General features: G+C 59.2%; 24 protein-coding genes. 23 read left to right on the top strand and 1 reads right to left on the bottom strand.

What is annotated here, in order from left to right:
- The first annotated feature begins 11 nt into the window (after positions 1 to 11).
- The 9 genes from G7A66_RS01585 to G7A66_RS01545 all read left to right on the top strand — a co-directional run bounded on the left by G7A66_RS01585 (position 12) and on the right by G7A66_RS01545 (position 10,257).
- Complete coding sequence (locus G7A66_RS01585) at positions 12 to 545, top strand: CvpA family protein (protein WP_174293957.1); 534 nt, start codon at positions 12 to 14, stop codon at positions 543 to 545.
- A 5-nt stretch (positions 546 to 550) separates the two neighbouring features.
- Positions 551 to 976, top strand: coding sequence for an iron-sulfur cluster assembly scaffold protein (locus G7A66_RS01580; RefSeq protein ID WP_174294103.1), 426 nt, complete (start codon positions 551 to 553; stop codon positions 974 to 976).
- Between the two features lie 47 nt (positions 977 to 1,023).
- Entirely contained in the window at positions 1,024 to 2,640 is a 1,617-nt protein-coding gene (locus tag G7A66_RS01575; protein WP_174293956.1) for an MFS transporter, read from the top strand.
- Positions 2,633 to 3,673 (top strand): alanine racemase, encoded by a 1,041-nt coding sequence (locus G7A66_RS01570; protein WP_174293955.1) that lies wholly within the window; start codon positions 2,633 to 2,635, stop codon positions 3,671 to 3,673. The genes G7A66_RS01575 and G7A66_RS01570 overlap by 8 nt, the downstream gene beginning before the upstream one ends.
- A 73-nt stretch (positions 3,674 to 3,746) precedes the next feature.
- Complete coding sequence (gene phaR / locus G7A66_RS01565; RefSeq protein WP_174293954.1) at positions 3,747 to 4,319, top strand: polyhydroxyalkanoate synthesis repressor PhaR; 573 nt, start codon at positions 3,747 to 3,749, stop codon at positions 4,317 to 4,319.
- Positions 4,320 to 4,384: 65 nt separating this feature from the next.
- Complete coding sequence (gene proS / locus G7A66_RS01560; RefSeq protein WP_174293953.1) at positions 4,385 to 5,926, top strand: proline--tRNA ligase; 1,542 nt, start codon at positions 4,385 to 4,387, stop codon at positions 5,924 to 5,926.
- 45 nt (positions 5,927 to 5,971) lie between these two features.
- Complete coding sequence (locus tag G7A66_RS01555) at positions 5,972 to 7,315, top strand: M20/M25/M40 family metallo-hydrolase (protein WP_174293952.1); 1,344 nt, start codon at positions 5,972 to 5,974, stop codon at positions 7,313 to 7,315.
- A 66-nt stretch (positions 7,316 to 7,381) separates the two neighbouring features.
- Positions 7,382 to 9,682 (top strand): ribonuclease R, encoded by a 2,301-nt coding sequence (gene rnr, locus G7A66_RS01550; protein WP_174293951.1) that lies wholly within the window; start codon positions 7,382 to 7,384, stop codon positions 9,680 to 9,682.
- A gap of 59 nt (positions 9,683 to 9,741) precedes the next feature.
- The gene (locus G7A66_RS01545; RefSeq protein WP_174293950.1) at positions 9,742 to 10,257 is read left to right on the top strand and encodes a peroxiredoxin-like family protein; all 516 of its coding nucleotides are present in this window, start codon (positions 9,742 to 9,744) and stop codon (positions 10,255 to 10,257) included.
- 4 nt (positions 10,258 to 10,261) lie between these two features.
- Here G7A66_RS01545 and G7A66_RS01540 read toward each other — a convergent pair whose 3' ends face one another.
- Positions 10,262 to 10,858, bottom strand: a complete 597-nt coding sequence (locus G7A66_RS01540; protein WP_332310464.1) for a universal stress protein — start codon at positions 10,856 to 10,858, stop codon at positions 10,262 to 10,264.
- On the opposite strand from G7A66_RS01540, the gene G7A66_RS01535 reads away from it, so the two are divergent.
- The 14 genes from G7A66_RS01535 (at position 10,845) to G7A66_RS14565 (ending at position 23,177) form a co-directional block, all read left to right on the top strand.
- On the top strand, positions 10,845 to 12,197 hold the full coding sequence (locus G7A66_RS01535) for a pyruvate dehydrogenase complex dihydrolipoamide acetyltransferase (RefSeq protein WP_174293949.1): 1,353 nt from the start codon (positions 10,845 to 10,847) through the stop codon (positions 12,195 to 12,197). The genes G7A66_RS01540 and G7A66_RS01535 overlap by 14 nt on opposite strands.
- Positions 12,198 to 12,238: 41 nt before the next feature.
- On the top strand, positions 12,239 to 12,598 hold the full coding sequence (locus tag G7A66_RS01530) for an acyl-CoA thioesterase (protein WP_174294101.1): 360 nt from the start codon (positions 12,239 to 12,241) through the stop codon (positions 12,596 to 12,598).
- 2 nt (positions 12,599 to 12,600) lie between these two features.
- Entirely contained in the window at positions 12,601 to 14,013 is a 1,413-nt protein-coding gene (lpdA, locus tag G7A66_RS01525) for a dihydrolipoyl dehydrogenase (protein ID WP_174293948.1), read from the top strand.
- 77 nt (positions 14,014 to 14,090) lie between these two features.
- The gene (locus G7A66_RS01520; protein WP_174293947.1) at positions 14,091 to 14,276 is read left to right on the top strand and encodes a hypothetical protein; all 186 of its coding nucleotides are present in this window, start codon (positions 14,091 to 14,093) and stop codon (positions 14,274 to 14,276) included.
- A gap of 182 nt (positions 14,277 to 14,458) precedes the next feature.
- On the top strand, positions 14,459 to 16,762 hold the full coding sequence (locus tag G7A66_RS01515) for an EAL domain-containing protein (protein WP_206675019.1): 2,304 nt from the start codon (positions 14,459 to 14,461) through the stop codon (positions 16,760 to 16,762).
- 363 nt (positions 16,763 to 17,125) lie between these two features.
- Positions 17,126 to 18,370 (top strand): tyrosine-type recombinase/integrase, encoded by a 1,245-nt coding sequence (locus G7A66_RS01510; protein WP_174293945.1) that lies wholly within the window; start codon positions 17,126 to 17,128, stop codon positions 18,368 to 18,370.
- Complete coding sequence (locus tag G7A66_RS01505) at positions 18,367 to 19,053, top strand: hypothetical protein (protein ID WP_174293944.1); 687 nt, start codon at positions 18,367 to 18,369, stop codon at positions 19,051 to 19,053. Before G7A66_RS01510 ends, G7A66_RS01505 begins: the two co-directional genes overlap by 4 nt.
- A gap of 103 nt (positions 19,054 to 19,156) precedes the next feature.
- A complete protein-coding gene (locus G7A66_RS01500; RefSeq protein WP_174293943.1) occupies positions 19,157 to 19,339 on the top strand; it encodes a helix-turn-helix domain-containing protein in 183 nt (60 codons plus the stop codon).
- 184 nt (positions 19,340 to 19,523) lie between these two features.
- The gene (locus G7A66_RS01495) at positions 19,524 to 19,724 is read left to right on the top strand and encodes a hypothetical protein (RefSeq protein WP_174293942.1); all 201 of its coding nucleotides are present in this window, start codon (positions 19,524 to 19,526) and stop codon (positions 19,722 to 19,724) included.
- A gap of 645 nt (positions 19,725 to 20,369) precedes the next feature.
- Positions 20,370 to 20,864 (top strand): hypothetical protein, encoded by a 495-nt coding sequence (locus G7A66_RS01490; RefSeq protein ID WP_174293941.1) that lies wholly within the window; start codon positions 20,370 to 20,372, stop codon positions 20,862 to 20,864.
- The gene (locus G7A66_RS01485; RefSeq protein ID WP_174293940.1) at positions 20,861 to 21,568 is read left to right on the top strand and encodes a hypothetical protein; all 708 of its coding nucleotides are present in this window, start codon (positions 20,861 to 20,863) and stop codon (positions 21,566 to 21,568) included. The genes G7A66_RS01490 and G7A66_RS01485 overlap by 4 nt, the downstream gene beginning before the upstream one ends.
- Positions 21,513 to 21,659 (top strand): hypothetical protein, encoded by a 147-nt coding sequence (locus G7A66_RS14570; protein ID WP_408609226.1) that lies wholly within the window; start codon positions 21,513 to 21,515, stop codon positions 21,657 to 21,659. Before G7A66_RS01485 ends, G7A66_RS14570 begins: the two co-directional genes overlap by 56 nt.
- Before the next feature lie 248 nt (positions 21,660 to 21,907).
- Positions 21,908 to 22,951: a hypothetical protein gene (locus G7A66_RS01480; protein ID WP_174293939.1), complete on the top strand. Its 1,044-nt coding sequence runs from the start codon at positions 21,908 to 21,910 to the stop codon at positions 22,949 to 22,951.
- The gene (locus G7A66_RS14565; RefSeq protein WP_408609225.1) at positions 22,923 to 23,177 is read left to right on the top strand and encodes an HGGxSTG domain-containing protein; all 255 of its coding nucleotides are present in this window, start codon (positions 22,923 to 22,925) and stop codon (positions 23,175 to 23,177) included. The genes G7A66_RS01480 and G7A66_RS14565 overlap by 29 nt, the downstream gene beginning before the upstream one ends.
- Positions 23,178 to 23,567: the final 390 nt, after the last annotated feature.

Genomic DNA, 23,567 nt, shown 5'->3' with positions numbered 1-23,567 from the left:
GCGAAGGCGAAATGACGGGCTTCGATATCATCGTTCTGATTATCGTCGGCGTGGCGGCCGTCGGTGGGTTCCTGCGCGGTTTCGTGCAGGAGGTGCTGTCGCTGGCGGCATGGATCCTTGCGCTGTTTTCGATACATTATCTTCACACTCCGCTGTATGACTGGCTCTCGCCCAAGATCGGGACGCCATCTGGCGCCGCCGTACTCGCCTTCGCGATCCTGCTGCTGATCCCCTATGCCGCGATGAAGCTGATCGCCAGCTGGGCGGGCAGCACTTCACGGGCGTCAATCCTCGGCCCGATCGACCGGGTGCTCGGCTTCGGATTCGGGGCGATAAAGGGCGCGATAATTGTTGTTGCCGCATTCTCGCTGCTGGTTCTGGGATATGACACCCTTTGGGGCGTGGCCGGACGGCCGACGTGGATCACTTCTGCGCGAAGCTATTCAGCAGTGAACGCCGGAGCCGACGCTTTGGTGCAGATGATCAAGGAACGCCGGGACGCGGTGCGTGGCGAAGAAACGGACGCCAGCGAAGAAGTTACGTGAACGAGATGTCAGCGGTCCGCCTCTATACGCCCGAACTACTCGGGCTTGCCGTGTCACTCGCAGATTACCCGCTGACAGAAGATCTGCTTTGGCGCTCCACGGCGCACTCCCGCACTTGCGGCAGCGCGGTTGCGATCGGGCTGACTTGCGACGATGCGGGCCGGATCGAAAAACTCGGCATGATGGTCAGCGCTTGCGCCGTCGGCCAGGCGGCGGCGGCGATTTTTGCATCCGGTGCCCTAACGGCGGACGCAGCCGCAATTCAAGATGCGACCAAAGCCGTTGAAGATTGGCTGTCAGGCAAAGCGGACCAGCCCGTTTGGCCCGGGATAGCGGTGCTGGAAGGTGCGCGGGAATATCCTGCCCGGCACGGGGTCATCGCGCTCTCGTGGAAAGCGGCGTCGGATGCGCTTTGCAAGGCGAAGCCCTAAAGGTAAGGCTCCTTAGCCGGAAGGAACAGCGGCGGGGGATGACCTAAATGACGGGCGGCGAAGCACCAGCAATGCGCGAACCGAGCGCGAAGGAAATCCGCCTCGTCATCGCGGCAAGCTCTGCCGGCACCATATTCGAATGGTACGACTTCTTCATCTATGGAACGCTGGCATCGCTGATCGGCGCGGCATTCTTTCCATCTGATAACGCAACGCTGCAGCTGCTGCTCGTATGGGCGGGATTTGCGGTCGGGTTTGGCTTTCGCCCGCTCGGAGCGATCCTCTTCGGCTTTCTGGGCGACCGATTGGGCCGGAAATACACGTTTCTGGTCACGGTAACGCTGATGGGCGTGGCCACCGCCGGTGTGGGACTGGTGCCGAGCGCCGCAACTATTGGCCTTGCAGCGCCGGCTATAGTGATCCTGCTGCGCATCCTTCAGGGCCTCGCTCTAGGCGGAGAATACGGCGGCGCGGCGATCTATGTCGCTGAACATGCGCCCAAAGAAAAGCGCGGCTTCTACACCGCTTTTATCCAGGCGAGCGTCGTGGGCGGGTTCGTCCTGTCCATCCTTGTCGTGATCGCCTGCCGCTTTCTCATCCCAGCCGACGATTTTGCGGATTGGGGCTGGCGTATTCCGTTTCTCCTGTCGATCATCCTGCTGGGCATCTCCTTGTGGATGCGCCTGAAACTGAGCGAAAGCCCGGTTTTCCAGGCGATGAAGGCAGCCGGCGAGACCGCAAGCAATCCTTTCGTGGAAAGCTTCACCTATCCCGGGAACAAGAAGCGCATCTTCGTGGTCCTGTTCGGGGTCACGGGTGTGCTCACGACCATCTGGTACACCGCGTTCTTCTCTGGCCTCAGCTTCCTGCGAGGGCCGATGCGCGTGGATGAGCAAATTGTCGAAATAATCATGCTGGTCGCCGGGCTTCTATCGATGGGCCTCTACCTTCTGGTGGGGCGCTGGTCAGATCGCGTCGGCCGGAAAAAACCCATCATCATCGGTGCGGCTCTGACCCTCCTGCTGCTATTTCCGATCTTCTGGGGCATCGGAGCGCTCGCAAACCCCGGCCTGCGCGCCGATGCACGCAATGCTCCGGTCACTGTCGCTGGAGCAGGATGCGACTTCGATGCCTTCGCCGACGAGCAGGCAACCCCCTGCGGTCGGCTGCTGTCGGACCTTACGGCGCTCGGAGTGCCATACGATCAGGTACCAGGCGCGGATCCGGTTCTGAGCATTGGCTCCACGGCGTACACCTATGCAGGTCTTGCGGATGCCGAGCGCAGGAGCGCCGTGCGGATGTGGCTGGGGGAAGCAGGATACGACTTTTCAACCCAGGTGCCGCCGCCTGCCAACATCCTTGGGATTGTCGCGCTGCTGCTGTGTCTCGGCGGTCTGTCGGCGCTTACTTACGGATCTGTCGCCGCGCTGCTGGCCGAAATGTTTCCGCCGAAGATCCGCTACAGTTCCATGTCCATTCCCTACCACATCGGCGCAGGTTACCTCGGCGGTTTTCTGCCGCTGATTGCAGGTTACATCATCGCCACGACCGGCGATGCCTATTCCGGGCTCTGGTACACCTGGGTCGTCGTAGCTTTCGGACTGATTGTGGGCTTGTGGGGCCTTCCCGGAGGGCCGCCGCGGGACTTTGTCGCCGATGAATGACATCGTGCCGCCCCCAGCCACGTTACGCGTCAATCTCGATAGCAATGCCCTTGCTGCGAATTGGCGCCATCTGGACAGTATGTCGGCACCGGGCAGGGCTGGTGCTGCAGTCAAGGCAGATTGTTACGGCCTGGGGGTGGACAGGTGCGTCCCTGTCTTGCGCAAAGCGGGCGCTCGCGATTTCTTCGTCGCGCATTGGAGCGAAGTCGCCGATGTCGCCCGGCATGTTCCCGCAGCGTCCATTTCCGTGCTGCATGGGCCGATCAGCGCAGCCGAGGCGGAATATGCTCGCGCGATTGGCGCGCGGCCGATCATCAATTCACTTCATCAGGCCAGGGTCTGGGCAGCGGCAGGGGGCGGCCCTTGTGACGTCATGGTGGATTCCGGCATCAACAGACTCGGGCTTTCGATGGAGGATCTTTCCGATCCCCTTGTGGCCGAGCTCGAAATAAACACACTCATGTCGCATCTGGCTTCTGCCGATGAGCAAAGCCCGGATAATCATCGGCAATTGGTACAGTTCCGGCGAGCACGGTCGATGGTGAAGGCAGACCGGTACAGCCTCGCCAACAGTGCGGGAATCGCGATTGGGCAGGATTACGTCTTCGATCTCACCAGGCCAGGCCTCGCGCTGTACGGCGGTGTACCCCGGCCCGAATTGACGGCCCAAATTCGGCAGGTCGCTTATCCTCAGGCCGCCCTGTTGCTTCGTCGCGATCTGAAGCCTGGCGACAAGGTTGGCTACAATGGAACCTACACCGCCGACCACGTCATGCCTTCGGGAATCGTCTCAATCGGTTATGCCGACGGTTTTCTGCGCAGCAGGGGCGGAGAGGCTCTGGCGCATGACGGACGCGTGCTGCCGCTGATCGGCAAGGTATCGATGGACATGGTCGTGGTGGATCTGACGAATGCACCGGATTTGCAGGAGGGCGATTGGCTCGACATTCCCTTTGACCTTCCCGGTGCCGCGCAGCGATGCGGGCTATCGCAATATGAATTGCTCACCGGCATCGGCCATCGCCTGCGGTGAACCGCGCCCAGTTGCCTAGTTGATGCTGCAAGTGCTAAATGCCTTGTGACGCAATGCAAAAGGGACGCGCAAGATGGCCAAGGGTAAATCCGGCGACGGCCCGGTAATCATCAAGAAATACGCCAACCGGCGGCTCTATAACACGAGTTCCTCCAGCTATATCACCTTGGACGATCTGGCGCGCATGACGCGGGAGGGCGTCGATTTCCAGGTACTCGATGCCAAATCAGGCGACGACATCACGCATTCGATCCTCACCCAGATCATCATGGAGGAAGAAGCCAACGGCGAACATATGCTGCCCGTCAGCTTCCTTCGCCAGCTGATCTCGATGTATGGCAATTCGATGCAGGCGATGATGCCGCATTATCTTGAAGCCAGCATGGCCAATTTCCGCCAGCACCAGGCAAAGTTCCAGTCGGCGTTCCAGACCGGCGTCGGCACGGGCAATCCGCTGTCGCGCATGGCGGAAACGAACATGGCGATGATGAGGGCAGCGAGCGAAGCCTTCATGCCGCGGGGCGTTTCCGCTGACGAGGCGACTGAAGAAAGGCCGGGCGACAATCCTTCATCTTCAGACGACCTGACCGCACTGCGCGAACAGATGGCGGCAATGCAGAAGCGCCTCGATGAGATGGACAGCTAAGCTTTCCATTCTGGCTGAAAGCCGGGCTGCCTTTCCAGCAATTCTTCAGAACGAGTACTTTTCGAGTGTCCAACATACGCCACGCCCTTACCGCACGCCGAGCCGATGATTTCGCGCAATGGTACCAGGAAGTAATCTCCGCCGCCGATCTGGCAGAGGAATCCGGCGTACGCGGCTGCATGGTCATCAAGCCTTGGGGCTACGGCATCTGGGAGCGGATCCAGCGTCTGCTGGACGACCGGATCAAGGCGACCGGACACGAGAATTGCTATTTTCCGATCTTCATCCCGCTGTCGAACTTCGAGCGTGAGGCGGAACACGTAGAGGGCTTTGCCAAGGAAATGGCGGTCGTCACCCACCACCGGCTGATCGCGGACGGTAAAGGGGGACTCATGCCCGATCCCGAAGCGAAGCTGGAGGAGCCGCTGGTCGTGCGCCCCACATCCGAAACCATCTTCGGCGATGCGATGGCGCGTTGGGTGCAGAGCTGGCGCGATCTGCCGCTGCTCACGAACCAGTGGGCGAATGTCGTGCGGTGGGAAATGCGGACGCGCATGTTTCTGCGGACGACCGAATTCCTCTGGCAGGAAGGGCACACCGCGCATGCCGACGAGGCAGAGGCGCGCGAGCACACGCTGCGGATGCTGGAAGTTTATCGCGCCTGCGCGGAAGAGGACCTGGCGCTGCCCGTCATAGCTGGCGAGAAGCCCGAGAACGAACGTTTCCCCGGAGCGGTCGAAACCTGGTCGATCGAGGCAATGATGCAGGACGGCAAGGCGTTGCAGGCCGGCACCAGCCATTATCTCGGCACCAACTTTTCCGAAGCGGCCAACATCCGGTACCAAGATCGCGAAGGTCAGCAGGCGCTGTGCCACACGACCAGCTGGGGCGTCTCAACCCGAATGATCGGCGGCGTGATCATGGTTCATGGCGATGACGACGGCTTGCGCGTGCCGCCACGCATCGCGCCATGGCAGGTGATCATCCTGCCGATGCTGCGCGACAAGCCGGAAGATGAGGCACTGCTCGACTATTGCGAGGATCTGCGCAGCAAGTTCGCCGGCAAGACGGCTCTGGGCGAGCCCGTTCGCGTTTTGCTGGACCGCAAACCCGGCAAGGCGGCGGCGAAGCGTTGGGATTGGGTCCGCAAGGGAGCGCCGATCATCATCGAAGTCGGCGGCCGCGACATGGAAGCTGGAACCGTAAGCCTTCTGCGGCGTGACCGCCTTTGGGCGGAAAACGGCAAGCCTGACTTTGCTGCGCCTTCTGTTGCAGCGGCGGCAGACGATGTCCCTCGCCTTCTGGAAGAGGTGCAGGGCGAACTGTTCCGGCAAGCGGAAGAACGTCGCGAGGCGAATATCACGAGAGGGCTGGAAAGTTTCGACGCCGTGTCGGATTTCTTCGCCAGCAACGGGAAATATCCGGGCTGGGTGGAGGTGCAATGGGCCAAGCCGACCGGTGCTGCGCTGGATCAGGTGGTGGAGCGGTTGAAGTCGCTGAAACTGACTATCCGCAATGTTCCGATGGGATCTGATGCCGCGGACGGCAGCTGCATTTTCACCGGCGCGCCTGCAACCGAGCGGATCCTGCTGGCCCGGGCCTACTGACAACGAGGCCTTGCAATTGTGCGGGTTTGGCGGGAAAAGCGGGCTATGAAAAAGCTTCTTCTCGCCACTGCCGCCCTCATCTCCTTCCCCGCTGCAGCACAGGATACCGACCCCGCCGCCGGTGTATCGGCAGAACGCCTGCGTTCCGATGTCGAAAAGCTCGTGTCCTTCGGCACAAGGCACACTTTGTCGGAACAGGACAGCGACACGCGGGGCATCGGCGCGGCGCGGCGTTGGGGCGAGGCCCAGTTTCGGCAGATTGCCGCCCGGTGCGGCGATTGTCTGGAAATCGTGACGCCGGAACGGATCGTCGAAGGCCGCCGTATCCCGCAGCCGACCCGCCTCGTCAATGTCGTCGCTATCCAGCGCGGCACGGAACGCCCCGATGAAGTGGTCATCGTGCAGGGACACATCGACAGCCGGGTCAGCGACGTATCCGATTTTACCAGCGATGCGCCGGGCGCAAATGACGATGCTAGCGGGACGGCTCTGGTGATCGAGGCGGCTCGGGCCCTCAGCCAGACCAGCTACCCCGGCACCATCGTCTACGCACTGCTGTCTGGCGAGGAGCAGGGCCTGTATGGCGGGCAGTTGCTTGCCGATTACGCAGAGGAGCAGGGCTGGACCGTGAAGGCGGTGCTGAACAATGATGTCGTCGGCAACAGCTGTGGTTCGGACGGCATTTGCGATGCGGAGCATGTCCGCGTCTTTTCCGAAGGACCGCGTGCCGATCTGACCGACGCGATCGGTGCTGCGCAGCGCCAAGATGGCGGCGAGAACGACAGTCCCAGTCGCAACCTTTCCCGCTGGCTGGACGACCTTGCCGAAGAGACCGAGGGCGGCCTCGATGTCCGGCAGATCTGGCGAACCGATCGCATGGGCCGGGGCGGCGACCAGATACCGTTTCTGGAAAAAGGATATCCGGCAGTCCGCTTTTCCGTCGCGGTCGAGGATTACGAACATCAGCACCAGGATCTGCGGGTCGAGGATGGCGTCACCTATGGCGACACAGTTGACGAGATGGACTTCCCCTACCTCGCCAAGGTGACGCAGTTGAACGTGCGCGCTCTGGATCGTCTGGCCCGTGCCGCAATGCCGCCAGCATCGACAGCAGAGGCGGCGGTACAGACCTATACCGATCTGAAATGGGAGCCTGTCGAGGGCGCCACCGGCTACACGATCTGGCAACGGCGGCCCGACCAGCCTTATTGGGATGAAGAGCCGGTCATCGCCAATGTTGCGGCCACCAGCGCGCGGCTGGAAGGCGTACGCGGTGACGACTGGATATTCGGCATCAGCAGCCGTTCGGCAGACGGTGTAGTGTCGCCGGCGGCCAGCGCCGTTCCGGGCGGTGCTTTTGCGCCGATCGAGGCTGACCCGGCGGAGTAGGCGCCCGGTCGCGGGCGCTCTGCCAGGGCTAGTGACGCGCTGCGCCCAATGGTCTAGACGCTGATCATGTCCAAACGCACCACGAACGGCTTGCCCACGCGCGAGCAGATCCTCGAATTCATCCAGACCTCGGACCGGCCCGCCGGCAAGCGCGAAATTGCCAAGGCCTTCGGCATCAAAGGTCAGGAAAAGATCGCCCTGAAGAAGTTGCTGAAGGACATGGGCGAGGAAGGTCTCATCGACGGCAGCAAGACCGCCTTCAACCGCATGGGAGGCGTTCCAAAGGTTACCACGCTGGTCGTGAAAGATGTTGAGGACGGAGAGGCTTTCGCCATTCCCGAGGCATGGTCACCCGACGACGGATCGCCGCCGCCCAGAATTCGCGTGATCGAGAACAAGCGCAAGGGCGGAGCCCTGCGAGTGGGCGACCGTATTCTCGCCCGCACCGAAGAAGCGGGCCGGGGATACCGTGCTCATGTCATGAAGAAGCTGCCGCCACGCGTGGACGGCATGATGGGCGTGGTGGAGATCGACGGCAGCGGCAAGCCATGGCTCGCGCCGGTCGACAAGAAGATTCGCAGCTCCAGCCCCATCAAGGATCTTGGCGGGGCCGAGGAAGGCCAACTCGTGATGGTCGAGGCGGCGGGCAAAGGTGCGCGCAGCGGCGTGAATGTTGTCGAGGTGCTCGGCGATCCGCTGGCACCGCGCAGCTTCAGCCTGATCGCAATAGCCAAGCATGGCATCCCCAACGTCTTCCCGCAAGAAGCGCTGGATGAAGCACAGCTGGCAGCGAAATTGCCGGTGTCAGAAGACAATCGTGAAGACCTGTGCCATCTGCCGATCGTGGCCATCGACCCTGCAGATGCGCGCGACCATGACGACGCGATCTGGGCCAAGCCGAACGAGGGTGGCGGCTTTGATGCGGTCGTGGCGATTGCCGACGTTTCCTATTACGTTCGTCCCGGCGGTGCACTCGACCGCGAGGCTCGCAAGCGCGGAAATTCTGTCTACTTTCCTGACCGGGTCGTCCCGATGCTCCCGGAAATCCTGTCTGCGGACGTCTGTTCGCTGGGCGAGGGGCAGGACCGGGCGGCAATGGCGTGTCACCTTACAATCGGCGCGGACGGCAAGGTCAATTCATGGCGTTTCACCCGCGCCGTCGTCCGCATCGCCGAAGTGATCGCCTATGAAGATGCGCAGGAGCGTGTCGACAAGGGTGATGCCGACGAAAACCTCCGCAATCTGTGGTCCGCCTGGGAAAGCCTCGCGAAGGCGCGGGCCGCTCGTGATCCGCTCGATCTGGATCTGCCCGAGCGGCGTGTCGTTCTGGACGAGCAGGGCAAGATCGCCGAAGTTGCGGTCCGCGAAAGACTGGATGCACACCGCGTCGTCGAAGATTTCATGATCTCCGCCAACGTTGCCGCGGCAAAGGCGCTGGAAAGCAAGCCGGCGCCTGTGGTTTACCGCGTGCACGAACAGCCCAGCCGCGAGAAGCTGGTCGCGCTCAAGGATTATCTCGACACGTTCGGGCGGAAACTGGCATTGGGGCAGGTGATAACACCCAGTCTTTTCAACCGAATGATGAAGGATGTTACCGACGAGTCTGAGAAGGCGCAGGTCATGGAAGCGGTTCTTCGCAGCCAGACCCAGGCCTATTATGGCCCGGCAAACGCAGGCCATTTCGGGCTGGCGCTAGGCTCCTATGCCCATTTCACCTCGCCCATTCGCCGCTATTCCGATCTGCTGGTTCACCGGTCGCTCGTGGACGCGTTCAAGCTGGAGCAGCCCGCACCCGGTGCCAAACTGCCGCGTCAATCCGGGCTGTCCGACAAGGACCGTGCCGACCTCGGCACCATCAGCGACGCGATCAGCAAGACTGAACGGCGCGCGATGGAAGCCGAGCGGGATACCATCGACCGCTATGTCGCCGCCTGGCTGTCACGCAGGGTAGGCGAGACCTTCGACACCAGGATCACGGGCGTGCAAGGCTTCGGCTTCTTCGCCACTATCGAGAAGCTTGGTGGCGACGGGCTCGTGCCAGTCAGCACGCTGGGCCGTGAATATTTCCGCTTCGACGAAGCAGCGAGAGCGCTGGTGGGCGAAGATAGCGGCACGACCTACGCGGTTGGCGACCGATTGAAGCTGAAACTCGCCGAAGCAAACGCGCTGACGGGCGCGCTTAAGTTCGAAACGCTGGACGAGGACGGCAAGCCCATCGAACCGCGGGGCAACCGCCCCGAGAAGCGCGACCGGCGCCCTGCGGGGAAAGGCAAGCAAGGCGGCAGGGGAAAGCCGGGCGGTGCAGGCTTCGCGCAAGGTAAACGCGGACGGCCGAAGAACATAAAGCATCAGGGCCGCAAGAAATAGCGCCAGCGGAACGAGCAGCACCTGTCGTGCATTTCCTTGATTGAACAAGGAGACACGCATTGCTGACACCAGCCCGCAAAGTGCCCAATCTGGATCTGCCGCTAACCAACGGCACTCGTTTCGAACTCGCAAAACAATCGCCCGAAGCCTTCACGATGCTGGTTTTTTATCGCGGCAAGCATTGCCCGATGTGCAAAAATTATCTGGAGGAGTTGGGCGGCCGCCTGGACGATTTCGTCGAACGCGGCGTGAATGTATTCGCAGTCTCGATGGACGAGCATGACCGTGCGATGGTCGTGGACAGCGAATGGGATACTCATAATTTGCCGCTGGCATACGAGATGAACGAGGAAACTGCGCGAACGTGGGGCTTGTACATATCGTCAGGCCGAGAAGGCAGTGACGAACCGGAGCGTTTTTCCGAACCGGGGCTGTTCCTGATCCGGCCGGATATGACTTTGTTCTTCGCCCAGAAGCAGAGCGCACCGTTTACGCGCCCGCCGCTGGGGCAGTTGCTGGACGGTATCGATCTCATCAAGGAGAAAAACTATCCCGCGCGCGGTGACCTGACCTGAAACGTCAGGTCAAGTTGTCGATGTCATCGTCGGTGAAGCTGCCCGGTACGATATACAAGGGGCAGGGCAGGCTGCCCGCATTGGCTGCGAAGTGAGACACCAGCGGACCCGGTCCGCCGTCGGTGGCAGCGCCAAGCACGAGGGCGGCAACATCGGAATTTTCGTTCAGATAATCGCGAATGATCGCCTGGCCTTCGCCCACCTTGACGGTAATCGTCGGTAGCTTTCCGCTTTCGTTTATCAGCGCACCGGCAGCACCGTTGGCAATCACCTCTGCCCGGTCACGTGCTTCCTGCTCGATAGTTGCCTGAACAGCACCGAAGGCATTGAAATTCTGCGGTTGTACAATTGCGATGATATGCACCGAGGCGCCGGTATTCGCCGCTCTTTTGGCAGCAAAGCGAAGCGCCTGCCGTGCCTCCGCCGTTTCGTCCATCACCACCAGAAAGGTGCGCATATGTTGTCCCCTGTCAGACCCCGTATCCGCGTATCTAGCTAAATTCGCAAGAACCTTGCCCGGCGTTGCCAAATTGGCCAAGGACACATTCGTCAGAAGCCGCGCAATCCGTAAGGACAATCGATAAATCATGCCGACGCCCATTAAAATGCCCGCCCTGTCGCCGACGATGGAGGAGGGCACCCTCGCCAAGTGGCTGGTCAAAGTGGGTGACGAGGTACGCTCCGGCGACATCATGGCCGAGATCGAGACTGACAAGGCGACGATGGAGTTCGAAGCGGTAGACGAAGGCCGGATAGCATATATTGCCGTCGAGGGCGGCACCGAAGGCGTGGCAGTCGGCACCATCATCGCGACTCTCGCTGTCGATGGTGAGAGCCTGGAGGACGCTGCCGAAGGTGCAGGCGATGCATCGGGAAAGGGTGATCCCAAGGCTGAGGAAACCCAATTTCGCGAGGAGAAGGTTTCTGGCGAAAGCAAGCGCAACGATGCCGAAAGCGATGATGGTGACAGTGAGATTGACGGTCATTCTGCCGTCGATCTATCTGCTCCGCGCGCGCACGGCGAAAGGATTATCGCATCGCCGCTCTCTCGCCGGATTGCCAAGCAACGAGGGATCGACCTCGCTGACGTTGAGGGTAGCGGGCCGCGCGGACGCATCGTCAAGGCCGATCTGGATCAGGCGGCTCGCAGTTCCGGTGCAGGGGAGGCAGAAGGCAAGGCGGCGCAAGACCCCCGCGTACCTGAGGACGTTCCCGCGCCTGACAAGAGCACAACCATTCCGGATTTCGGCATCCCGCATAAGGATGAGAAGCTCAACAATGTGCGCAAGGTCATCGCCCGGCGTCTGACCGAAGCCAAGCAGACCATTCCGCACATGTATCTCACGGTAGATGTCCAGCTGGATGCCTTGCTCAAACTTCGTAGCCAGCTTAACGCGGCGCTGGAGGCGGACGGCATCAAGCTTTCCGTGAACGATCTTCTCATCAAGGCTCTCGCCAAGGCGTTGCTGCGGGTTCCGGCATGTAACGTCAGTTTTGCGGGAGATTCGCTGCGGCGGTATTCGCGCGCCGACATCTCCGTAGCGGTTGCAGCGCCGTCAGGGCTGATAACGCCAATAATTACCGACGCGGGAAGCAAGCCGGTTTCCGCCATCGCAACGGAAATGAAGGACTTGGCCACAAGAGCTCGCGAGCAGAAGCTGAAGCCCGAGGAATATCAAGGCGGCACCGCCAGCCTGTCGAACCTTGGCATGTTCGGGATCAAGCAGTTCGATGCCGTCATCAATCCTCCTCAGGCCATGATCCTGGCGGTCGGGGCCGGGGAGAAGCGGCCCTACATCGTCGATGACGCCGTCCAGATCGCCACGGTGATGTCGGCGACCGGCAGCTTCGATCACCGTGCGATCGATGGTGCGGACGGTGCCGAATTGATGAAAGCCTTCAAGTCGCTGGTCGAAAACCCGTTTGGGCTGGTCGCGTGATCAGTTCTGCCGATCGAGAGCCGATGATCCGGGTCACGGCAATGCCTGCCGACACGAACCCTTACGGAGGCGTGTTCGGGGGCTGGTTGATGAGCCAGATGGCGCTCGGCGCGGGGGCGCTCGCCTCCCGGACGGGGCAGGGGAAGGCCGTCGTGGTCTCTGCCACTGACTTCGCATTTCCCGGCGCGATGAAGGTCGGTGACGAACTGTCTGTTTACTGCAACGTCACGGTAACGGGAAAAACCTCCATGACCATCGCGGCTGAAGCGATCGCCAGGGACCGGAACGGGGAGGCGTCGACGCGCGTGGCAAACGGATTGTTTAAATTCGTGCTGCTGGGCGATGACGACCGCCCGCGGCCTGTCGGTGAAGCGGCTCTGTCCGCGAATGATTCGGAGTAGAAATGGCTGATAAATTCGATCTCGTCGTTCTCGGGTCAGGTCCCGGGGGCTATGTCGCCGCCATTCGCGGCGCACAGTTAGGCTTGAAAACAGCGATTGTAGAGCGTGAGCTCTTGGGTGGCATCTGCCTGAACTGGGGCTGCATCCCGACCAAGGCCCTGCTTCGTTCGGCCGAGATCTTCCACTACATGCAAAACGCCGGAGACTATGGCTTGAAGGCTTCGGGGATCGAGGCTGATCTCGACGCCGTGGTGAAACGCAGCCGCGGGGTCGCGAAACAGCTGAACCAGGGCATCGCGCATCTGATGAAGAAAAACGGGATTGCCGTCTTCATGGGTGAAGGCAAGATTGTGGATCCCGGCAAGCTTGAGGTTTCCAATGATGAAGGCTCGCAAGAAATAACAGCCAGCCACATCATCATCGCAACGGGCGCTCGCGCGCGGGATCTTCCCTTCGCTCCCGCGGATGGCAAAAGGATCTGGACCTATCGGCACGCGATGACCCCGCGCGAAATGCCATCGAAACTTCTGGTGATCGGTTCGGGCGCCATCGGCATCGAATTCGCCAGTTTTTATAATGACCTCGGTGCTGACGTCACAATAGTCGAGATGCTCGACCGGATCGTGCCGGTGGAAGATGAAGACATATCCGCTTTTCTGAGGAAGTCGCTGGAAAAGCAGGGCATTAGGATACTGACCGGAACGGGGGTGGAGGGTATCGAAACCTCGGATCACGGACTCCGTGCCAGCATCAAGGATGTCGACGGGAAGGTCGCAGAGCACGAGTTCAGTCACGCCATTATCGCCATCGGTATTCAGCCGAACACGGAAAATATCGGACTTGAAGACCAGGGGATCGAGATGGAGCGCGGCTTCATTCAGATCGACGGTTTCGGCCGCACGGGAACAGAGGGTCTGTGGGCCATCGGCGACTGCGTTCCTGGACCGTGGCTGGCGCATAAGGCAAGCCACGAAGGTGCCGCCGCAGCGGAATCGATAGCGCGCGAGATGGGCAACGAGGATGTGCATCCGCATCCGCTGAACCGCAATACGATACCTGCCTGCACCTACTGCCACCCCCAGATCGCCAGTGTCGGCCTGACGGAAGCGACAGCCAGGGAAGCAGGCCATGACGTCAAGGTTGGCAACTTCCCCTTCATCGGCAATGGCAAGGCAATCGCGCTCGGCGAAGCTGAGGGATTCATCAAGACTGTCTTCGATGCGAAGACCGGAGAGCTGCTTGGCGCGCATATGATCGGCGCGGAAGTGACCGAGCTCATCCAAGGTTACACTATCGGCAAGGAGCTCGAAACGACCGAGGCGGAACTGATGAACACCGTCTTCCCGCACCCGACCTTGAGCGAGATGATGCACGAGAGCGTCTTGTCCGCCCACGGGCGCGCGCTTCATATCTGAAGCTGCGGGCAGCCGGTCGCAAAACTGCGGAACAGGTATTCTTCTTCGGCGGTTTAATCGCTGAAGAGGAGAATGCCATGGAATACGAAATTTCCGACGATCCGCAGGGATGTGAACCAAACACGCCGGATTACGATGATGACAGCGAGGTGACGGAAAACCACCGCGCCCTCAAGAACCAGTCGTCCATTCGTCCGGAGGAATATCCGGCCGCCGTAAGGGCCGACCAGTCGCTCGTTAACCCGGCCAAAAAGAAGCGCTAGCGCGCAACGATCGATTGACCCTGTGAGGGCCGCACGAGAGATCGTGCGGCCTTTCGACTGTCTGGTCGTCTGCTTGGTAAGGTGTGACTGCTGAGAGGGGCGTAAACTTATATTTACCAAAGTTCCCTAGTTCGGGAGGCAAGAGGCGACAGGTCGCGCCCGCCAACCGAACTGAGACGACATTGATCAACAGGCGATCATTACCGGAAAGAGTGCGGCAGGTTCTGATTGCGGGCCTGGTCACGCTTGTGCTTTCCGCGGCGATGATACTGGATCCACTCGACCAGTTCGGGTGGTTGATACAGTCAAATCTGGCCACAAAGGCACCGTCTGGCGAGATTGTGTATGTCGGGGTTGATCAGGATATCGAGGATCCCGATCAACCTGAGTATCGGCGCAATCTAGCTCGACTTGTCACCAGGCTGGATCAGGCCGGGGCAGAAGCTGTTTATCTCAATTTGTTGTTTGAACAGGCTTCCGATGATCCGGGCGCGGATCGCACATTGAACAAGGCGCTGAAGGACTTTGGTGACAATGCTTATATCACCGTCCGCAAGGGTCCTGATTTCTCCGGGGATACAATAACTTTTCGCAGTACCGGCGCAATTACCGAAGGACTTCAGCAGGTTGCTGCAGAAGATCGGTACAGCTATCTCGGGATCACCTGGTCGATGCCTTTTGCATCGTCCAGCCAGGGAAAGGTCCTGCCCGCCCTTGCCGCGGCAATGGCGGGAACTGAGGGTGAACTTGGTCGAACCTTCCCGGTGTCCTATATTTTCGACTTTACCAAGATTCCCTCATTTCGCTCGACCGGTCTGCTGGAAAAAAGTGAAGGCGAAATGCGCGGTGCTTTCTCGGGCAAGACTGTTCTGATTGGGGGTTCCTGGGGGGCAGACGATCAGATCACGAAAGTGCCGGGCAAGCAGGATGTCGCATCGTCGTTCACCTTCATAGCCGCCGCAGAAACACTGAAGGCGGATCTCTCCAACAATTTCGGGCCATGGACCGGCTTCGTCCTCACGTTTTTCCTCCTGCTGCTGCTCGTCAGCGTGAGGCTGGATCCCAAGGATCGCCACATCGGATACGGCGTTCTCATGGTCCTGCTCGTCGGTCTTTTCACTTTCGCAACTCATGCAGGCAGCCGTGTCAGCGTCAGCACAAGTGTCTTCGTACTCCTGATCTACGCTGGAACCCGTCTCAGGGTTAAATGGCAACGCAAATATGCTCTCGAGGACCAGCTTACAAAGCTACCTACCTTCCGGGCTCTCGAATGCGACCTGACGGAAATGGAAAGTCACTTTCCGTTGGTCGTTGCCGAAATACATGGCTTCCAAGCGGTGTTGCAGGCTTTGCCGCCAGCCCGGCACAAAGATTACATCCTGCGCCTCGTAGAGCGGCTGTCGCTCGGAGAAGAAGGCAAGATCATCTATGCCAATGACGGCCGGCATTTCGCCTGGCTGTCTAGCGACACAGAAGTCGAGTCAATCCGCGAACATCTCGAAGGCTTGCGATCCCTGTTCTCGCAACCGCTTTTGCTCGACGGAACGAAACTGGACGTCGGTGTGACTTTTGGCGTTGAGATTTCTGAAAACCCCTCTGCTTCGGTCCGCATCGCAACGGCCATGAATGCGGTGGAGAAAACCTCAGAGGCGCATGAGTTCGTCATCTTCGATGGAACGGAAACGACCCCCGACGACCTGTGGGATTTGTCGCTTCGCGCCCGCATAGATTCCGCTCTCGAAAATGGTGAGATATTCGTCGTCTATCAGCCGCAGATGTCCATAGCTGATGGAAGATTGGTCGGACTGGAAGCATTGGTGCGTTGGAACGATCCCGTAAAAGGCCTCATCTCGCCGGCATATTTTGTCGAGCAGTGCGAAAAAGCCGGGCGGATGGATCATCTAACGCGCCATGTCCTGGACAAGGCTGTTGAGGATGCAGCCTATCTCGCGAGTATTGGCGTGGACATTCGGATGTCCGTCAACATCTCGGCCACTCTTCTGAACGGCGACGGGGTGATCGCCATGGCGCAGGAAGCAGTGGCCAAACACAATGTCGCAGCCAATCGTATCTGCCTCGAACTTACCGAGACTGCCAGAATTCCGAACCTGGATCGGACATCGCTCTTGCTCGAGCGGCTTTCCAGCCTTGGCTTCCGACTGTCGCTGGATGATTTCGGCGTTGGTGAGGCGAACATCGAAAATCTTTACCGGCTGCCTTTTGACGAAATGAAGATCGACAAGCTGTTCACCAGAGACCTGACTAATCAGAAGAACAGGGCGATTCTGCAGTCGCTGGTGACCTTGGGCCGGGACGCCTGCATCGATGTCGTTGCCGAAGGAATCGAGGACCGAAAGACTTTGGAATTCCTTAACGAGATCGGGTGCCCAGTCGGCCAAGGTTACTACCTTTCCTATCCCTTGCCGTTGCAAAAGATCGTGGAATACCATGCCTTTGCGCAGACCAAGTCACAAAAACATAGTTAACACTTTACAAACAGACATGGTTAACGGATGATGCAGGCCTCAAACAGGAGGTTTTGTCATGTGGAATTTCTGGGAATGGCTGCTCGGCGATGGGCACCGCAAAAGGTAATGCAAGACATGAAAGGGCCCCCACCGGGGCCCTTTTTCTTGCACGTCAAGGTGGACAGATAAAAAGTTCATCATTCACTTGGCGGACAGGGTGTCCGAATTACCTCTGTTTCAACCCGTCCCTCTATGTCCACAAACCCGCACAAATCTGAGGGATATACGCTCTAAACGCTTGCCAAGCGTCCGCCACTGTCCGATTGCGTTCCCATAAAACCGGCTCCTCATCGGGGAACGGTTATGGGAACAGGACCTATCATGCCTCGCAAGCTCAATAATGCGCTTACTTCAACGTCAGTTAAAAACGCGAAGCCGGGACGTCATGCCGATGGCGGCGGGCTGCACCTGCTTGTGAAGCAGTCAGGCGCGCGATCATGGGTCTACCGCTTCATGCTGAAGGGGCGTTCGCGAGACGTAGGGCTTGGAGCGGCTGGCAGCGGCGGCCTGTCCTTGGCAGACGCGCGGGATGAAGCAGTCGCGCTTCGTTTGAAGGTCAAAGCTGGCATCGATCCACTAGAGGAACGCGATGAGGCGGCCGCTCAGACGCTTGCAGAGGCTCAGGCAGCGAAGGTGGTGGGAATGACCTTCAGGGCCGTGGCGGAGGCTTATATCGCCGCAAATGAGGCAAGCTGGCGCAATGACAAGCATCGCCAGCAGTGGAAAAACACGCTCATCACCTATGTCTATCCAGTGATGGGCGATCTGCCCGTCGCGGAAATCGAAACAGCACACGTTCTCCAAATCCTCGAGCCGATTTGGCGAGTAAAGCCGGAGACCGCCAGCCGGATACGCGGGCGCATCGAAACCGTGCTCGATAACGCGAAAGCGCGCGGCTATCGTGAGGGAGAGAACCCCGCTCGCTGGCGAGGACATATCGCTCAGATCCTGCCTGCCCGTTCACGCCTCACGCGTGGTCACCACAAGGCCATGCCCTACTCTGATGTTCCTGCTTTTGTTCGAGCGCTGCACGCACGTGAGGCAACTGCCGCGCTCGCGCTGGAGTTTGTCATTCTGACTGCCAGCCGGTCTGGCGAAGTGATCGGCGCTAAGTGGAACGAAGTCGATTTGGACAAGGCAGTCTGGACCGTGCCAGCCGAGCGAATGAAGGCTGCCAAAGAGCACCGGGTACCGCTGTCACCGCGCGCTGTCGAAATATTAGAGAGCCTCAAGCCAATAGAGAGCGAATGGCTCTTCCCCGGTGCGAAGGGAGGCAAGCTGTCAAGCATGGCGATGGCTATGCTTCTTCGCCGTATGGAGCAGGATTGCACAGTTCACGGTTTCCGCTCCAGCTTTCGAGATTGGGCAGCCGAATGCACTGCCTATGCTCATGAGGTCTGCGAGATGGCGCTGGCGCATACCATCGGGAACAAGGCCGAGGCGGCTTATCGGCGCGGCGACTTGTTCGAGAAGCGGCGGCGGCTCATGGCTGATTGGGTAACCTTTTGCGATAACGGCGGCACGGGCGCTGTTGAGGTTACACCAATCCGGGCAGGGGTGGGATGACGGTGGGATCGCACTATCCGGAGAAGTTGCCGCCTATTGAGCTTCGTGACCGGCTGCTTGAACGCCTCGAGTCCGACGTGGAGCCGGAACTTGAATTAGCTGAGCTACAGAGGAAGCTCGCTCAAGCAACGCAGAGAATGGAGAGCGTGGGAGATGGTGGGCGCTACGGCCTCGCACTAGCAATGCGAGCCCTTGAAGAGTACTTCTCTCGTTTGGGTTTCCCGCTGGCGGTACTCTATCCTATCAACTCCGTTATGGCAGCCACCCAGGATGCTCGCTGCGGAATTGAAAGTCCTATCTTTAAGCCGGATCGTGCCGGGAAGGTAGGTGCGCCTTCATCTAGCGTGCTCCGGCTTGAAGCTAACGGCTATATCGCAGTGATCGTCGAGTGCTGTGTTCAGCATTGCCGACTAGAAAAAATGCGTCCTTATTTGCTGCCGGGCTGCCAACTCGCGGCCAAGCTCTTGCGAGAGTCAAAGTGGTCATCACAAGGCACTGCTTTAGAATTGCGCAAGCTGCGGGAAAGGGTGCAGGAAGCTGATGCCGATAACCCCGCGAAAGTTCTCTACCGCGAGATGCTCGACAGCGATATTGCCCGAGAGCACCCGTTAGCATGGGCTCGCGACTTGGCTTCGCATGACTGGATCATCCAGTTTCCGAGCAGCGATCTACTCGACGAGTAACTTTCCCAAGAATTGCCGTTTTTTCAGGAACGTTGACCGGCTTTAGAGTGCCTCGCAGCGTCCGGGCAATCAAGCCTGTGTGTGGCGTTGCTGGACAAGACAGATGAAAGCATTCGGCACAGTGCCTGAAGCGGTGCAGTTTTCAGGGCTTTCGCGCAGCGCTATTTACGAAGCATTGAAAAGGCAGGACATTTCCGCCCGGAAGGCTGGGCGGCGCACGTTGATCTCGTTTGCGGATCTTGAAGCCTATCTCGCCAGCCTCCCCACCTATCAGGCGGGAGCATGAAGGATGGCAGCAGAAATGCAAAACCCGGGGCTGGCACCCCGGGCTTCACGCAATGAACTTGTCGGCTGGTTGCATTGTTCTCCTACCGCATCGGAGCAGCAGGCGCAAACGCTTACCTGCCGTTTTTGCCTGTCGCCCTCGATGGCGCGGGATATGGCGCGGCTCTGCTTTGAGGAGGCGCACAATGACTGATGCACCCTATTACCACCACCGGCAGGCGGCGCTTGCGCTGCTTAACCAGTGCCCGGACCTCCCGCACAAGACCGCTGGATTCCTGGGTCACGTCTGCGTGGCAATCGAACTGAGTGAAAAGCAGCGAGGTTGGCTGGTTAAATTGCTGGAGAAGGCAGGCTTGCAACCGCTGGCAGAGGGAGAGCAGGCATGAGCACCTATCCCGACGCACCCGGTTACCGAAACGTCGATACATCCATTGCTGCAGCCAATGCTTTGGCTCCCAAACTTGGCGCCTTCAGAAAGCAATAGAGGCTGAAATTCGCAAGGCTGGCGCTTACGGATGCACTGCCGATGAAGTTGCGACGGCACTGGAAATGAACCGCTATTCCGTCCCGCCGCGCACAAGCGAATTGAGGCTGAAGGGCATTATCCGCGACAGCGGGCGACGCAGGCCGAATAGCACCGGCAAGATGGCAATTGTTTGGGTCGCGGTTGATCTGTCAGACGCTGCCGAAACCCTAGCGGCATGACGGTTGCGGCCATGCAAAAGGCAACAAGTAACAATCAGCATGGCCGTGCTTTGAAACTTCACCGGGAGGGGACTTTCGGCGAAGTTACAAACATGGGGCCACCGCGTAAAAACGTGGGAAATACGTGCAATTCTGAAACTGGCACACTCCCTGCAATAGGTTACCTAAGACTAGGTGTGGCAGCCAATTGTGCTTGCAGCCTGTCGAGTAGGGGCGGCGCACGTAACCATGCCAGCCGTGAGAGCCATGCTCTGAGCGCAACGCAGGTCAATTACCTCCTAGCAGCGGCTAGGCATGCTGACGCTATCGGCCAACCTTTTACGCGGATGATTACCATTCATTGGGAATTAGCGGGCGTGCCGCTCGAGGGCATGGCCAAGGCGACCGGGCGTTTCACCGATCTCATGACGAAAACACTCGCGCGCCATGGAAGCCCCATCGCATGGCTCTGGGTGCACGAGAACGGCCATAACAAGGGCGGGCACTGCCATTTGCTGGCTCATGTGCCACCCGGGCACGTTAGGCGCCTCAGCGGGCTTCAGAAGGGCTGGCTGCGAAGAATTACCGGGCAGCCTTACCGGCCGCGCGTCATCCACAGCAAACCCATCGGCGGGCGGCTGGGGCTGGAGGCAGGGAATCCCGAACTGCACGCGGTCAATCTGGAAGTGGCGCTCGCCTATGTCTTGAAGGGCGCAAGCCCAGATGCGGCGGCACGCTTCGGCCTGGAGCGGCTGGAGCCGGGCGGGCGGATAATCGGCAAGCGCTGCGGAACATCACAAAACATCGGCGCGAAGGCGCGGGGCGGAAGGAATGAGCAATGACAGCTAAGCGAAAGACGAAACCGGCAGGCGATCAGACTGGCAAGGTTGTGCGACCCAGCGCGGCGAACACGCTGGAGGTTAATGCACAGCCCGGCGAGCATCACCTGAAGACCTTGGCACGGCTGGCGCTCGATCCGGGTGTTCGCCATGCGGAGCTTGCCTCTGCATTTGCCAATCACGCCTTCGGAGATACGCACAAACCGACTATCATGGACAGCACCGAAGCGCTCGCAGAGACGATGAAGGCAGCAGAGAACGGTGACAAGCGGCTCGCCAGTCGAATGCTAGCCGCTCAGGCCGTATCGCTGGACACGATGTTCACTGAGCTGGCGCGGCGATCCGGGCGCAACATGGGCGAATATACCGACGCTGCCGACCGATACATGAGACTGGCGCTCAAGGCACAGACAGCCTGCCGAACAACGCTGGAGGCTCTGACGAAGCTGCACCAGCCGCGCGAGCAGACCGTGAAGCACGTTCACGTCAATGAAGGCGGCCAAGCCGTGGTTGCCGATCAGTTTCACCAACACACCGGGGGCAGCGAAAATGGAAAAACAGGCGAACAATCCGATGCAACCGGAGCGACTGGCGAAAGCGCCGCGCTGCTCAGCCAAGACGCGGAAGGGAACGGAGTGCCAATCTCCGGCGGTGACGGGGCGGAAGCGGTGCAGGATGCACGGCGGGACCAATCCGGGAGCGCCTAGGGGCAATCGGAACGCTTGGAAGCATGGCGGGCGTTCTGCTGAGGCCATGGATGCGGCTCGATACCTGAGGTCACTGGCGCGGCTTCGGTGAGGTATCGTATGAAGCCCTACGGCTTACTCATGCGCCGATAAGTCTATGTTCATTGTATTCGGCGTTTAATTTCAGACAAATGCAACTCTTTTCTGCTTCAGGAACGGTTAAACTTCATCATGAAATTAAAAAGGCGCACCCTACTTCGCAATATGCCCGTCGCAGCTACGGTATTGCCAACTGGGATTGCAGTCGCAAGTTTCCCAAAGTTTGCTCACGCTCGGCAACATGGGGGCGGGCGCTCAATATTGGACTTTGTACCAGCCGAGCTTCATAATAGTATTCTGAACGGCTCATCAAATCGAGACCTCAGCGCCTTCATTGGTAGCGCCATTGAGTCCGGAGAGAATCTCTATTTTCCGGGTAACGGGTCTTCCCGGTACACGATTGATGGGCAGATCAAGATCCGCGACCACTACCAGCATCTTTTCAGTCCAGGCTTGGTCCGGCTAGATTTTGTCGGCAACTCTCCGTCAGAAAACGCAATCGAGATGTTATCAGGCCGTCGAGACGGTGCTCCCGGAGATCAGACTCGCCAAGCGCAGGCGATCACAGGCTTTCGGCTTACCGGACCCAGCACTGCAAGCTACGCAAGTGCCATATTTGTTGAGGAAGGAACGTTCTTTCCGAGCATACAGAATGTCATTTCCGAAGCTGGCGTGGGCCGAGGTTACCTTGGACAACTTTCGGACGCCTTCCTTCGCATCAATGGAAACCAGACTTCTTACGTGAACGACGTGACTGTTAGAGACTGTGTCTTTGCTGGCGTTTCAAACTCTTCCAATCCAGATTATCCAGCCTGCGGCATCTGGATTGAGGGATGCATAGAAGGACGAATTGAGAATACAAAGGTATTCTATTTCAATGAATGCATGCGTTTGGGTGCCGAAAACGGCGCGAGCCGAAACGTCCAATTCATGGTTTTCGATCAAGTCCAACTGGAGCCCACGAAACCCACCCTCCAGGTGGATGGCCAAGCTTGCCTTTCCATACATCTAGCGGTTGCATGCACATTTCGCGATTGTCGATTTGCCGTGGGCAATGGGCCACAGCGCATCGACTCGGTTGCAATCCGAATTTCCGGTGTGGCGCAGCAAATCCGCTTCCGAGATTGTTCCTTTCAAGGCTTCCGGCGAATACGGAATGTGTTTGAGGTACTAGGTCAAGCAGAGGTGCTCGACATCGCCGTTTCTGGTGGCGATATTCGCGGTTTTACCGGCGAACTGGCGCTCTACAGAGGAACATCAGAGAAAATTTCCTTTGATGAGGTTTTTGTCCGCTCTCCTGCTTGAGAGCACTCTGATCGACTGGCGGCAGCCCCGCGCTGCTTGGCCAAAGACCCGCAAGAGAACGGAGTGCCAATCTCCGGCAGTCAGAGGCAAGCGGCGATGCCGGATGCACGGCGGGACGAATCCGGGCGCTCCTAAAGGTAACAGCAACGCTTGGAAGCATGGCGGGCGGTCAGCAGCGGCCAGAGCAGCAGCACGATGGATCAAGCATCTCGTAAGGTCTGCCTAAATTGACGCCCTCGGATATGACGAACTGCCATTTACCGCCACGTACGCTGACGTATGACAGCGGTCCGATCTCAGAAGTTGCTCGGGAATCTAGGCCTAGTCTCGCTTCGGCACGCTAGAACCAATTTGGAGTCCTAAAAGAGTAAATTTTCTGCTAACAAGCTTTTATCGAGTCGCACCGTTGATGGCGAGAGCCTTGCCGATGTCCGAATACGGACACGGCATGGGTTCTGCTATCCATTTCTTTTGAGGAGCGAGTCAATGTCTCAGCATCGGTACATTTTAGTCGCAGGTTCGCTCGCATTCGCGAGCGCATTCACTGCGCCCGCACAAGCAGCTACTTTGCTCGGCGTGTTTGGCGGAAACGATTGCACGGGAGGCTTCTCTGCGT

It is taken from the genome of Alteripontixanthobacter muriae (assembly GCF_013336795.1).
Taxonomy (GTDB): Bacteria; Pseudomonadota; Alphaproteobacteria; order Sphingomonadales; family Sphingomonadaceae; genus Pseudopontixanthobacter; species Pseudopontixanthobacter muriae.
Note: the sequence above shows the minus strand (reverse complement) of the source record. Positions and strands in the feature narration are given on the sequence as shown.